General features: G+C 72.8%; 12 protein-coding genes and 2 tRNA genes. 4 read left to right on the top strand and 10 right to left on the bottom strand.

The genetic code is table 11. The annotated features are described in order from the left end of the window. Nucleotides 1-87: 87 nt before the first annotated feature. Nucleotides 88-1689, top strand: coding sequence for a sulfatase-like hydrolase/transferase (locus GFH29_RS14615; protein ID WP_194288955.1), 1602 nt, complete (start codon nt 88-90; stop codon nt 1687-1689). Between the two features lie 112 nt (nt 1690-1801). Then, the gene (locus GFH29_RS14620; RefSeq protein ID WP_153324546.1) at nt 1802-2554 is read left to right on the top strand and encodes a B3/4 domain-containing protein; all 753 of its coding nucleotides are present in this window, start codon (nt 1802-1804) and stop codon (nt 2552-2554) included. A 9-nt stretch (nt 2555-2563) separates the two neighbouring features. Here GFH29_RS14620 and GFH29_RS14625 read toward each other — a convergent pair whose 3' ends face one another. The 8 genes from GFH29_RS14625 to GFH29_RS14660 all read right to left on the bottom strand — a co-directional run bounded on the left by GFH29_RS14625 (nt 2564) and on the right by GFH29_RS14660 (nt 9461). Next, nucleotides 2564-3271 (bottom strand): hemerythrin domain-containing protein, encoded by a 708-nt coding sequence (locus GFH29_RS14625; RefSeq protein ID WP_153324547.1) that lies wholly within the window; start codon nt 3269-3271, stop codon nt 2564-2566. A 132-nt stretch (nt 3272-3403) separates the two neighbouring features. Beyond that, nucleotides 3404-3477: transfer RNA gene (locus GFH29_RS14630), tRNA-Met, on the bottom strand. 216 nt (nt 3478-3693) lie between these two features. Further along, nucleotides 3694-3767: transfer RNA gene (locus GFH29_RS14635), tRNA-Met, on the bottom strand. A 48-nt stretch (nt 3768-3815) separates the two neighbouring features. Beyond that, complete coding sequence (locus tag GFH29_RS14640) at nt 3816-6881, bottom strand: UPF0182 family protein (RefSeq protein ID WP_153324548.1); 3066 nt, start codon at nt 6879-6881, stop codon at nt 3816-3818. A gap of 74 nt (nt 6882-6955) precedes the next feature. Beyond that, entirely contained in the window at nt 6956-7576 is a 621-nt protein-coding gene (locus GFH29_RS14645; protein ID WP_228387511.1) for a PPA1309 family protein, read from the bottom strand. A gap of 13 nt (nt 7577-7589) precedes the next feature. Next, nucleotides 7590-8633, bottom strand: a complete 1044-nt coding sequence (locus GFH29_RS14650) for a PDZ domain-containing protein (protein ID WP_153324549.1) — start codon at nt 8631-8633, stop codon at nt 7590-7592. A 60-nt stretch (nt 8634-8693) separates the two neighbouring features. Beyond that, nucleotides 8694-8951, bottom strand: coding sequence for a hypothetical protein (locus GFH29_RS14655; protein WP_153324550.1), 258 nt, complete (start codon nt 8949-8951; stop codon nt 8694-8696). A 57-nt stretch (nt 8952-9008) separates the two neighbouring features. Beyond that, nucleotides 9009-9461 carry a molybdenum cofactor biosynthesis protein MoaE gene (locus GFH29_RS14660; protein ID WP_153324551.1) on the bottom strand — a complete coding sequence of 151 codons (453 nt, stop codon included), beginning with the start codon at nt 9459-9461 and terminating at the stop codon, nt 9009-9011. A 44-nt stretch (nt 9462-9505) separates the two neighbouring features. Here GFH29_RS14660 and GFH29_RS14665 point away from each other — a divergent pair, with 44 nt between their 5' ends. Next, nucleotides 9506-10897, top strand: coding sequence for a zinc-dependent metalloprotease (locus GFH29_RS14665; RefSeq protein WP_153324552.1), 1392 nt, complete (start codon nt 9506-9508; stop codon nt 10895-10897). Beyond that, the gene (locus GFH29_RS14670; protein ID WP_153324553.1) at nt 10894-11508 is read left to right on the top strand and encodes an NUDIX hydrolase; all 615 of its coding nucleotides are present in this window, start codon (nt 10894-10896) and stop codon (nt 11506-11508) included. The genes GFH29_RS14665 and GFH29_RS14670 overlap by 4 nt, the downstream gene beginning before the upstream one ends. Here the strand turns inward: GFH29_RS14670 and GFH29_RS14675 are convergent. Both GFH29_RS14675 and GFH29_RS14680 read right to left on the bottom strand, forming a co-directional pair. Continuing rightward, on the bottom strand, nt 11454-11972 hold the full coding sequence (locus GFH29_RS14675) for a M48 family metallopeptidase (RefSeq protein WP_153324554.1): 519 nt from the start codon (nt 11970-11972) through the stop codon (nt 11454-11456). The two genes, GFH29_RS14670 and GFH29_RS14675, sit on opposite strands and share 55 nt — an antisense overlap. Nucleotides 11973-11981: 9 nt before the next feature. After that, nucleotides 11982-13028: a PHP domain-containing protein gene (locus tag GFH29_RS14680; RefSeq protein WP_153324555.1), complete on the bottom strand. Its 1047-nt coding sequence runs from the start codon at nt 13026-13028 to the stop codon at nt 11982-11984. Between the last annotated feature and the right edge of the window lie 60 nt (nt 13029-13088).

Raw genomic sequence — 13088 nt, forward strand, 5'->3', positions numbered from 1 at the left:
GCGCGGATCTGCGGCAGGCTGCTCGTCGGTCTCCTCCCCTCACGGCCCCGGGACCCCTCCGGACCCGACGACGCCCCAGGAGCACCGATGCACCGCCCGCGCGCCACACTCGCGGCCTCGCTCTCCGTAGCGCTCGCTGCTGTCGGGACGCTGTCGTGCCACGCCGGCCCGCCCGGCGGCCCGCCGAGCGCCGACGTGGCGATCCACGGCGCGGTCCTCGCCGGACAGTTCCCGGTCACCGTGGGCACCGAGCCGCTCGGCCCGGCACCGAGCGCGCGCCCGGCGTACGCCGCCCGCCCGAACGTCGTGATGATCACCGCCGACGACGCCAGCGTGGACGACCTGCGCCACATGCCGCACGTGCGCCGGCTGGTGCAGTCCCGTGGCACCCGCTTCGACGAGGCGATCGCGCCCACCCCGATCTGCGTCCCCGCTCGGGCCTCGCTGCTGACCGGGCAGCTCGCGCACAACCACGGCGCCGAGACGATCCGCGGCAGGCACGGCGGGTTCCGCTCCTTCGCCGACCACGACACCCTGCCGACCTGGTTGGCGGACGCCGGCTACCGCACGATGTTCGTCGGCAAGTACCTCAACGGCTACGGCTCGACCCGGAGCAGGCCGCGCACCTACGTCCCGCCCGGCTGGTCGGACTGGGTCGCCACGGTCGACCCCTCGACGTACAGCTTCCGGCGGTTCACGGTGAACCACGACGGCCGGCTGGAGCGAGTGCGTCGCTACAGCACCGACGCGCTGACCGGCTTCGCCACCCGCCTGATCGGCCAGGCGTCGCGCCAGCGGCGCACCCGGGGCACGCCGTTCTACCTGTGGCTGAACTACGTCGCACCCCATGCGGGCGGACCGATCGAGTCCGACGACCCGCTGACACGCCATCCACGCCACCGCGACCGGCTCACCACCACCGTGCCGGCGCCGCGGCACCGCAACGACTTCCGCGGGGTCGCGCTCCCGGCCAAGCCGAACATGTTCGAGCGCGACCTGCGCGACAAGCGGAACCCCGCGACCCGGCGCCCGGCCGGCTGGTCGCGCCTGGACAAGTCGCTCGTGCGCGAGCAGCACCAGCAGCGCCTCGAGGCCCTCCAGGCCGTCGACGAGGGCGTCGCGAAGGTCATCCGGAGGCTGCGCGCCACCGGCCAGCTGCGCCGCACCGTCGTGGTCTACGCCTCCGACAACGGCTGGGGCGTCGGCGAGCACAACATCGTCGGCAAGCACCAGCCCTACGCCGAGCACTCCGGGATCCCGCTGCTCATGGCCGGGCCCGGCGTCCCGCGCGGCCTGCGCACGCGCCTGCTGGTCACCAACCCCGACGTGGCCGCCACGATCGCCGCCCTCGCCGGTGCGCAGCCGCGCCGCCGCGAGCTCGACGGCATCGACGTACTGCCCTGGCTGCGGGCCGGCGGCGATCCGCAGCGCGCGGTGCCGATCTCCAAGCGCGGCGACCCGCGCGGCAACCTCGTCTACAGCGGGGTCAAGACCGGGCGCTGGACCTACGTGCGCTACGTGCGCGGCGGGGAGGAGCTCTTCGACAGGCGCCGCGACCCCTACGAGCTGCGCTCGCTGGCGCGTGCCCCGCGCGCCGCCCGGGCCCTGGCCGAGCTGCGCCGCCTCCACCGCGCCCTGCGCGACTGCGCCGGGGAGAGCTGCATGCGCCGCTACTACGACGGCTCCTGAGGCGCGGCCCCCTCCGCGAGTCGGCGCCCATGGTTGCGCGAGTCGGCGCCAATGGCGCGACTCCGGGCACGACGTCGAGGCACGTCGGCCCACCCCTGTGGTGCACTGGTGGATGGCCACCTCCTCGCCGTCCGACGCACCCACGCCCGAAGCGTTCCTCGCCGGCGCGCGCGTGGATCCCGCGGTGTACGAGCTGCGACCGGACTACCGCGCCATGCTGCTCGCCGTCGACGGGCTCGTCCCCGGGCCGAGCGACGAGGCCGCGGACGCGCTGCTGCGGCGCGCGGAGACCGCGGCGACCGACGCGCTCGGCCCACTCGGTGAGGTCCCGCCCGAGCAGCTCCCCCATGTCGCCGCGTGGCGCGCGGCGTACCGCTCCTTCGGCGCCAAACCCCAGCGCACCCGCAACAGCCTGGAGGCGCTCGTACGCCGCGCGGTCGCCAGCGGCCTGCCGCGGGTGAACCGGATCACCGACGTCTACAACGCGATCAGCGTGCTGCACCAGCTTCCGATCGGCGGCGAGGACCTCACCCGGTACGACGGGGCGCCGCGGCTGATCCGCGCCACGGGGGCCGAGGCGTTCGACACCACCGCCGGGGGCGAGGACGTGATCGAGCACCCGGACCCCGGCGAGGTGGTGTGGTGCGACGACTCCGGAGTGACCTGCCGGCGCTGGAACTGGCGTCAGACGCGGCGCACCCAGCTCAGCGAGGAGACCGTCACGGCGTTCTTCATCCTCGATGCCCTGGACCCGATGAGCGACGAGGCGCTCCTCGCCGCCGCCGACGACCTGGTCGCCCAGCTCTCGCTGTGGGCGCCGACCCTCAGCGTGGCCCAGCGGCTGCTGCGCGCCGACGCGGCCTGATCCTGGGCTTCACTCGACCCGGGTCGAGGGGTCCTCGCCCCGGCGAAGCACACCCGCCCGCTCCACGCGACCGGCCGCCCCGGCGAGGGCGCCGCTGGCGCGCGTCGCCGCGGGGTGCAGCTGGGGCACGCGTCGAGCGACCGCGTCCAGGCCGTCGCGGCTGCGGTCCAGCACGGTCAGCGGCAGGGCGGCGAGGGCGTTGCCGGGCGGGCGGCGGGAGACGACCGGGTGCGGACGCGTCGGCGCCGTACGCCGTACCGCCTCCCAGGCGACGCCGAGCGCCCGCAGCCTCGGCACGCTGGTCACCTCCTGCAGGCGCGGCAGGAGCTCGTCCTCCTCGTCGCGCACGTCCTCGCGCAGCACGTCGCCCAGCCGCTTGAGCACGTCACGGCGGGCCGTCCCGACGGGCGGGAGCTGCTCGAGCGCGGTCCAGAGCTCGTTGACCTCCTGGTGCTCGCGCTCGACCTGCAGGGTCAGCGCCTCGCCGTCGGGCAGACGCCGCCGGAGCTCGGGCCAGAGCACGGACTCCTCGGCGAACGCGTGCGGGAACACCAGCCGCGCGATCCGTCCCAGCACCCGGTCCTCATCCGCCCCCGGCCGGGCGAGCTCGAGTTGGTGCAGCAGCACGTCGAGGTGCTCGTGGTCCCGGCGCTGCCGCACGAGGATGCTGAGTGGCCCGCCGAGCTGGTCGATGTCCTGGTCCGCGATGCTCGTCATGAGCCTGCGGTAACCAGCCTCCGAGCCGGTAGCCGCGCCCGGAGGGGTGATCGGCGCTCGTCGGGTCCTGCACCGTGGGCTGGGAAAGCAACGAGGCCCGGCCGCGTTGTCGCGGCCGGGCCTCGTTCTTTGTAGCGGGGGCAGGATTTGAACCTGCGACCTCTGGGTTATGAGCCCAGCGAGCTACCGAGCTGCTCCACCCCGCGCCGGTGAGAACAACACTACCTGTCCCTTCCCCGGAACTCACATCGGGGTCCCCGCCGGCGTCACAGCGCCGGCGCGCGCGTCCCCGCCGCGCCATTGGCGCCGACTCGGCGCACCATTCGCGCCGACTCGGCGCACCATTCGGGCCGACTCGGCGAAGGGGCACGAAATGGCACAAGGCCCGGTCTGCATCGCTGCAGACCGGGCCTTGTTCCTTGTAGCGGGGGCAGGATTTGAACCTGCGACCTCTGGGTTATGAGCCCAGCGAGCTACCGAGCTGCTCCACCCCGCGTCGGTGAACAGAACGTTACGACGTCCGCGGGGAAAGACCAAATCGGGCTCAGCTCCCGGCGCCCTCCTCGGTCTCGGTGTCGCCGGGGGTCTCGGCGGAGCCGTCCGGCTGCGCCGTGTCCTCGCGGTCGTCACGCTGCTCGGCGAGGCGGATCGCGCTGGAGACCAGCTCCTGGGCGCGCTCCACGGACTCCTGGTAGCCGGCGAGGTCGCCCGCGGCCAGGGCCCGGTCGGCCTCGGCGAAGGCCTCGTCGGCCTGACCCAGGAGACGCCCGATGCGCTGGTCGACGCTCAGCGCGGGGCCGTTGTCGGGTCCCTGGCCGCCGTTGCCGCCGCCGTTGTTGCCGCCGCCGTTGTTGCCAGCGCCAGCGCCGGCACCAGGGCCGCCGCCGGGACCGAGCTCGACGTCGAGCGCGTCGGCGATCGCCGTCGTCAGGGTCTCCCCCACCCCCACGCTGTCGCCGTAGGAGACGAGCACGAAGCGCAGGATCGGGTAGCCACCGCTGGACGCAGAGCGGACGGCGTACACCGGCTGGATGTACATCAGGCCGTCGGCGACGGGGACCGTGAGCAGGTTGCCGTAGGTCGGCTTGGACTGACCCTGGTTGTAGGGCAGCAGCGCGTCACGCACAGCCTCGTCGTTCTCGAACTCGTTGGCGATGAGGCCCGGGCCCTTGGTGTTCTGGTCCTGCAGCTGCAGCACCGTCATCTTGCCGTAGTCATCCGATGTGGCATCGGAGTTGACCGTCACGAACGAGGCGAGGTTCTCCTTGCCGTACGGCACGAAGACCGAGGTCAGCGACCAGTCCTGCTCGCCGTTGGCGCCCTCGCCGGCGTCCGCGCCCTCGTTGAACAGGCGGTACGGCGGCTGCAGGTCGTTGGTGCTGTTCGGGTCGCGCGGGACCGCCCAGCGGTCGTTGCCCTGGTACCAGTCACCGGCGTCGGTGACGTGGTAGCGGGCGTAGTGGTAGCGCTGGACCTTGAACAGGTCCTCGGGGTAGCGCAGGTGCTCCATCAGCTCATCGGAGATCTCCGAGCGGTCCTTGACCGTGTCGGGGAAGGCACTGCGCCAGGTCTGCAGGATCGGGTCCTCCTCGTCCCAGGCGTAGAGCGTGACCGTGCCGTCATAGGCGTCGACGGTCGCCTTGACCGCGTTGCGCATGTAGTTGATCTCGTCGGTCGGCAGCGTCTGCAGACCCGTCTGCTCCTGCAGGGAGTCGTCGGTCATGTCCTCGAAGGACTCACGCTCGGAGAACGGGTAGCGGTCGGTCGTGGTGTAGCCGTCCACGATCCACACGATCTTGCCGTCGACGATCGCCGGGTAGGAGTCGTCGTCGATGGTCAGCCACGGGGCGACCTTCTCCACCCGCTCGCGCGGGGTGCGGTTGTAGAGGATCTCGCTGCCGCCGTGCACGCGCCCGGAGAGCAGGAAGTTGGGCTCGCCGAACTTGATCGCGTAGAGCAGCTGGCGGAACGTCGAGCCGATCGGCACGCCGCCGTCGCCGTCGTACGTCGTGGTCTGCTCCTCGTCCTCGGTCGCGCCGGCGAGGCCGAGCTCCACGCTCGGGGACTCGTCGTCCTCCTTGCCGACCACCGAGTACGACGGGCTCTGCTCACCGAAGTAGATCCGGCTCTCGTAGCCGCCGACCGCCTTGCTCAGCGCGTCCTGGCGGCTGCCGTCGTCGTTGGTCTGGTTGCCCTCGGCCCACTGGATGTCGGTGCCCTCGGAGCTGTCGTCGGCCCCGCGCTGGTTGGCGTAGGCGGCGATGATGCCGTTGCCGTGGGTGTAGACGGTGTGCAGGTTCGACCAGTTGCGGTCGCCCTCGTTGAGCCCGCTCTGGTCGAGCTCACGGGCGCCGAGCACGAGCGCACGGTCCCGGCCACCGATGCGGTAGCGGTCCACGTCGAGCACGTCGGCGACCGAGTAGTAGACGCGGCCCTGCTGGTTCTGCTCGAAGGTCTGGCGCACCAGCTTGGGGTCGACCAGCGGCACCGAGGCGGCCTGCGAGCGCACCGCGCGTGCCTTGTCGAGGTCCGCGTCCCCGGTGGTCGTGGTCGAGGCATAGCCGACCTCCTCGACCTCGTCGAGGTCGAAGGCCGCACGTGTCGCCTCGATGTTGCGGGCGATGTAAGTGGCCTCCTTGTCGGCCTCGGAGGGCTTGACCTGGAACTGCTGGACGATGCCCGGCCAGATCACGCCCAGCAGGATCGCCGAGAGCGCCAGCAGGGCGATGCCCACCGAGGGCAGCGTCCAGGTGCGGCGCCACACGTTGAGGAAGAACAGCACGGCGCAGATGACCGCGATGCCCATCAGGATGTTCTTGGCCGGCAGCACCGCGTTCTCGTCGGTGTAGGTCATGCCGGTGATCAGCCCGCTGCCCTGGTGGACCAGGTCGAAGCGGTCCAGCCAGTAGTCGACGGCCTTGGCCAGGACGAACAGGCCGAGCAGCAGCGACAGCTGCACCTGGGCGGCGCCGGAGAGCCGGTCGCCCGGGCTCTGCAGGCGGATGCCGCCGTACAGGTAGTGCACCAGCGCCGCGGCGATCAGCGCGATCATCGTGAGCGCCATCGCGTAGTCGACCAGGAAGTGCCAGAACGGCAGGTCGAAGACGTAGAACCCGATGTCCTTGCCGAACTGGGCGTCGTCGCTGCCGAAGTCCTTGCCGTTGCGCCACAGCAGGTAGTTGCGCCACTCCCCCAGCGCCGAGGTGCCGGCGAAGAGGCCGACGACCAGCGAGACGCCGACGAGCAGCCAGGTGCGGATCGGCGCGACCGCGTCGCGGTAGCGGTCCAGCCCGGCCTGCTCGGAGGAGCGCGGGTGGAACAGCGGTCGGAACCGGTAGGCCAGGTGCATGTTGAGCCCCACCACGAGGGCCATCACCAGGCCGAACACCACGAACAGCACCGCGCGGGTCCAGAACAGCCGGCTGAAGACCCCGCCGTAGCCGCCGTCGCGGTACCAGAGGCGGTCGGTGTAGATGCCGGCGAAGGTGGTCAGCCCGAAGAACGCGACGACCAGCACGACGCCGGTGACGACGAGCGCCCGGGACCGGCCGGAGCGCTGCGGCGGCTGCTTGGCGGCGCGGGGGTCGTCGGAGCCGAACAGATCGCTCACTGGGTCACCTCGGGCCCGTGCGGTGCCCGGTCACGGGCGGAACCTGCTGGGGAGTGCGGGGTCGATCGGGTCATTCAACTGGCCTCGTCGGTCTCGTCGGGGTCATCGGTCAAGGTGGCGGCCAGCATGGCCACCAGGGCAGGCACCAAGTCCGCGCCGCCGACGACGGAGGTGTCCTCGTCGTGGGCGCGCAGGCGCAGGGCGCAGTACGTCGCGCCGGCGCGGGTCACGCCGGCGACCATGCGGACCTCCTGGCGGTCCGGGTGCTCGCGGGCGTACTGCTCGGCGGCCGCGGGGTCCTCGGGGACCTCTCCGTCGGCGTCGGGCGGGAGCACGAGGCGCTCGACGACCGCGGCGCACCCGGCGACCTCCGGCGGCCAGGTGATCGCCTCGAGGACCTGCTCGAGCAGCTGGTCGGGACGCAGGTGGTCCTGCTCGACGGGCGTGAGCGAGCCCTCGGCCGAGGCGGCGTCCAGGCCCATCAGCGAGGCCAGGGCCGGCTCGCGGCGCACCAGGTCGGCGGTGTCGACCAGCGCGTAGAGCCGCGCCGGCTGGTCCCAGCCACCCTCGGCGACGTGCTGCTCGATCTCGAGCACGACCGATGCCAGCGCGGGATCGACGTCGAGGTCGTCCAAGCCGGTGAGGTCGTCCGGCCCGGTGAGGTCGGGGGCGTCGGAATCGTGCGGTTCGCTCATCGTTGGAATCAGCTCAGCCTTCGCAGCTCGGGAGTTCGGCGTCGGGGTCGGCCGCCCACGTCTCGACGGCCACGCGTGCCTCGTGCATCGTCGTGGCCCGCGCCAGGCGCATGTCGCCGTTCTCGGCGCCGAGCGCCTCGGCGCAGTTGTCCGCGGGCACGAGGAAGAGGTCGGCACCGTCGCGGCGGGCCGCCGCGATCTTCTGCTGGATGCCCCCGATCGGACCGACCGTGCCGTCGCGCGCGATCGTGCCGGTGCCGGCGATGTCGCGCCCGCCGGTCATCGACCCGGGGGTGAGGGTGTCGTAGATGCCGAGGGCGAACATCAGGCCCGCGCTCGGGCCGCCGATGTCGGGGTCCACGGAGACCGACACCTGGAAGGGGAAGCGGAACCCGGTGCCGGCCGAGACCCCGATCCGGGGCTCGCCGTCCACGATCTCCGGGGTCAGCTCGATGGTCTGCGGCTTGCCGTCGCGCAGGATCTCCAGGCTGACGTCGTCCCCGCGGGGCGTGGCGCGCACCGCCTCGACCAGCTCCTCGGGCGTGGTGACCTGGGTGCCGTTGACGGAGACGAAGAGGTCCTTGACCTTGATCCGTCCCTCGGCGGGCGAGTCGGGAGCGACGTACGCCGCCATGACCGCGGGCTCGACCTCGTAGTCCAGCTCCTCCAGCGCCACCGCGACCGCGACGTCTTGGGAGGTGACCATGTCGATGGAACCGGAGATCCGGCTCTCCTCGACGGTCTCGTCCTCCTGGTAGACGGCGTCGTAGGGATAGACCGCCCGGTCCGGGTCCAGCCAGGTCCCCATCAGCTCCAGCAGGCCCTTGTCGGCGCCGGGCAGCGAGACATAGACGGTCGTCATCCGCAGCTCGCCGTCGTCGTGGAAGGAGCGGTGCCCGGAGACCTGCACGATCTCCTTGCCGTCCTCCTTGCCCAGCACGTCGACGGTCAGGCCGGGGCCATAGGTCGCGAACGGCAGCGGCGCGAAGGCGGCGGCCGCGAACAGGGCGAGCAGCAACGGCACCGCCACGACGGCGGCGACCAGACGCTGCTTCATGGGCGCCAGTCTCTCATCCGCCGCCAACCCCCGGGCGCGGACCTCGCACCCCGGGCGGGCCTAGGACGCGCGGCGACCAGACGAGCCCGTTCCGCGGGGATCGCGCGAGGGGCGCACGGCGATGCCGGTGCTGCGGTCGCGCTCGGGGATGCGTGCGGCGTAGCCCACCGGCAGGTCCTTCTGCAGGGCCTCGGCCAGGCGCTGGGCGAGGACCTCGCGGTCGACGTCGCCCGAGCGCTCACGACCGGCCCAGCCCACCCAGCAGGCCGCGACGGCGGTCGCCACCACGGCAGGCACGAGCCAGAGCAGGATCTCCACGCCGTGAAGAGTACGGCGGAGCCTGCCGGGGCGCCGGGAGGCTCGCGGCAGGCGCGCTCACGGCGAGCCGACCCACTCCTCGGTGCCGTCCCCGAAGCGCTGGTGCTTCCAGATCGGCACCTCGGCCTTCAAGGTGTCGATGAGCGCGCGGGAGGCCTCGAACGCCTCCCCCCGGTGCGCGGCGGTGGTGGCGATGACCACTGCCGCATCGCCGATCGCGAGGGTGCCGGTGCGGTGGACGGCCGCTACGCCGTGCACGTCGTACTGCGTGGCGACGCGCTCGCACACCTCGCTCAGCCGGTCGAGAGCGCTGGGGTGGGCGGAGTAGTCCAGCCCGATGACGCCCTTGCCGCCGTCGTGGTCGCGCACGCGGCCCACGAAGAGGGTGAGGCCGCCGGCGGCGTCGTCGTCGAGCGCGGCGAGCACCTCCTCGACGTCGAGGGGCTCCTCGCGGAGGGCGACCAGACGTACGACGGGGCGCCCGGCGGGAGACGCAGCAGAACTGGACATGACCGCGAGCGTAGAACGGTTGCCCGGCGAAGTACCGTTGGACCATGAGCAACGACCCCGGCAACCCGTCCTCCGACGGGCCCGACGAGGGCCAGAACCCCTTCAAGGGCACCCCCTTCGAGCACCTCTTCGGCGGCCTGGCCGGAGGAGCCGGCGGCCTCGGCGGCCCCGGCGGGTTCCCCTTCCCGGGCATGACGCCCGGCCAGGGCGGCCTGCCCGACCTCAACCAGCTCTTCGGCCAGATCCAGGCGATGCTGCAGCCCTACGACGGCCCGCTCAACTGGGACGTGGCCCTCGACGTCGCGCGCAAGAGCGCCGCGCAGGCCTCCGACCCCTCGATCACCCAGCGCCAGAAGGACGCCGTCGCCGACGCCCTCCAGCTCGCCGACCACTGGCTCGACGAGACCACGTCGTACCCCTCGGGGGTCCAGACCACCGCCGCTTGGAGTCGCGCGGAGTGGATCGTGGCGACCGCTGACGTGTGGAAGGTGCTGATCGAGCCGATCGCCGCGTCGTCGGTGCAGGCGATGGGCAGCGCGCTGCCCGAGGAGGCCAAGGCTCAGGCCGGGCCGATCCTGGCGATGATGGGCAAGGCCATCGGCGCGATGCTGGCCCAGCAGGTCGGCTCCGCGCTCGGCGCCCTCGCCGGGGAGGTGCTGTCGGTCTCCGACATCGGCGTCCCGCTGGCGCCCGCCGGTCGCGCGGCGCTGCTGCCGACCAACGTCGCGGCGTTCGCCGACGGCCTCGACGTCAGCGCGGACGACGTGCTGCTCTACCTGGCCCTGCGCGAGGCCGCCCACCAGCGCCTGTTCGTCCACGTGCCGTGGCTGCGCGAGCACGTGATCGGCGCGGTCCGCGACTACGCCGGCGGGATCGAGATCGACGCCGAGCAGATCCAGTCGCGTCTCGAGGAGCAGCTGCGCGGGGTCGACCCCAGCAACCCCGAGGCCATGCAGCAGCTGCTCGAGGGCGGGCTGTTCGACATGCCCAAGTCGCCGCGCCAGCAGGCGGCGCTCAGCCGCCTCGAGGTCGTGCTCGCGCTCGTCGAGGGCTGGGTCGACGAGGTGGTCGCCCAGGCGACCACCGAGCGGATGCCGTCCGCCGCCAAGCTGCAGGAGGCGTTCCGGCGTCGCCGGGCCGCCGGCGGTCCCGCCGAGGACACCTTCGCCGCGCTGGTCGGGCTCGAGATGCGCCCGCGCCGGCTACGCGACGCCTCCACGCTGTGGGGCTCGCTGCGCGCCCGTCAGGGCATCGAGGCCCGCGACGGCGTGTGGATGCACCCCGACCTGCTGCCCACCGCCGCCGACCTCGACGACCCGCTCGGGTTCCGCGAGGACGCCGCCGCCCCGGCCGAGCTCAGCGAGACCGACTTCGACGCCGAGCTGCGCAAGCTGCTCGACGGCGGCAGCGACTCCCCCGGCTCCTCCGAGGAGTGAGCCTGCACGCCGACGCGCTGCAGGTCCTGACCTCCTGGGTGGCGCCCTCGCCCGCCCAGGAGGTGCTGCGCGAGCGCTACGTCGCCCACCTGCGCGCGCACCCCGACGGCGTACGCCGTGCCTGCCGGCCCGACCACCTCACCGCCTCGACGCTGGTGCTGAGCGCCGACCGCTCACAGGTGCTGCTGACCCTGCACGCGAAGGCGCAGCGGTGGTTCCAGCTCGGCGGGCACTGCGAGGACGGCGACGCCACGCTCGCGGACGCCGCGCTGCGCGAGGCCACCGAGGAGTCGGGCCTGCGCGAGCTGGTGCTCACCGCCGCGCCGGTGCACCTCGACGAGCACGTGGTCCCGTTCTGCGGCGGCCCCGACGCCGCTGCTCCCGTGCACCACCTCGACGTCCGCTACGTCGCGGTGGCTCCGCCCGGCGCGGCCCACGCGATCAGCGAGGAGTCGCTGGACCTGCGCTGGTGGCCGGTCGACGCGCTGCCCGACGCGGACCTGGTCGAGCTGGTCGAGCACGCGCTGGCCGCCCCGCTGCCCTCGGCGGCGCTGCCTCAGTCGACCTCCGGCGGGCCGACGTCGGTGGCCGCTGACCAGCCGAGCAGGTAGCCCTTCGCGCGCTCGGCCTGCGGGAATCGGTCCACCCAGCCCCAGAACTGCTCGTTGTGGCTGGGCTCGATCAGGTGGGCGAGCTCGTGGACCAGCACGTAGTCGATCACCCAGGCCGGCATCCCCTGCAGACGCTCGGAGAGCCGGATCGAGCGGTCGCCGGGCGTGCACGAGCCCCAGCGCGACTGCTGGTTGCCCACCCAGCGCACCGAACCCGGCAGCGCCAGGCCGCCCAGGTAGCGATCGTTGAGCCCGAGGGCGCGCTGCACCAGGTCCTCGTCGCTGGGGCGCCGGCGCTGCTCGGAGCGCTCCAGGCGGGCCACCATCCGGTCCACCCAGTCGGCCTCCTCGGCACGGCTGAGCGAGGCGGGGACCAGCACGACGATGCGCTCGCCCTCACGGTAGGCAGACACGGTGCGGCGGCGCCGCGACGAGCGGCGCACCTCCACCTCCGGTGTCTCCATGGCGGGACCTTAGCGGCTGGCCCAGGCCAGCAGGCGCTCCTTCGGCCAGGTGGTGACGATGCGCTCGGGCTCGATGCCGGCCGCCTCGGCCCGTTCCGCGCCGTACCAGAGGAAGTCGAGCTGGCCCGGGGCGTGGGCGTCGCTGTCGATCGAGAACAGGCAGCCGACGTCGCGGGCCAGCTCCAGCAGCTCCGTGGGCGGGTCGCGCCGCTCGGGCCGGGAGTTGATCTCGACCGCGACGTCGTGCTCCACGCACGCCTCGAAGACGGCCCGGGCATCGAACTGCGACTGCTTGCGGGTGCCGCGGCCACCGGTCACCAGCCGCCCGGTGCAGTGCCCGAGCACGTTGGTCCAGGGGTTCGCGACGGCCGCGATCATCCGGCGGGTCATCGCGTCGCGCTCCATCGCCAGCTTGGAGTGCACGCTCGCCACCCGCACGTCCAGGCGCGCCAGCATCTCCTCGCTCTGGTCCAGTCCACCGTCGTCGAGGATGTCGACCTCGATGCCTTTGAGCAGGGTGAACCCGGCCCCGCCCAGGTGCTCGTTGACCGCGTCGACGACCTCGAGCTGGCGCGCGAGCCGCTCCGCGCTCAGCCCGTGGGCGATCTTCAACCGCGGCGAGTGGTCGGTGAGCACCTGGTAGTCGCGCCCGAGCTCGATCGCGGTGAACGCCATCTCCTCGATCGGCGACCCGCCGTCGGACCAGTCCGAGTGGGAGTGCAGGTCGCCGCGCAGCTGCGCGTGCAGCGCGTGACCGCCGGTGGTCAGGTCGCCGCCGTGCTCCGCCTCGGCGCGCGCGAGCCGCTCGGGCACCTCGCCGCGGACCGCGGCCGCGATCACCTTCGACGAGCTGGCCCCGATCCCGGGCAGCGTGGCCAGCGTGCCGTCGTCGACGGCCCGGCGTACCTCCTCCTCCGACATCGGCAGGATCGTCGCCGCCGCGTTGCGGAACGCCTTGACCTTGTAGGTGTCCTCGCGGCCGCGCTCGAGCAGGAACGCGATGCGCCGCAGCGCGGCGACCGGTCCCCCGTCGTAGGTCCCGCTCCGATCATTCACAGGCGCCACTGTATTTCCTCCACACCCGGTGCACGAACGTCGTCGCTGGTCAGCACGGCG

It is taken from the genome of Nocardioides sp. dk884, assembly GCF_009557055.1.
Classification (GTDB): Bacteria; Actinomycetota; Actinomycetes; order Propionibacteriales; family Nocardioidaceae; genus Nocardioides.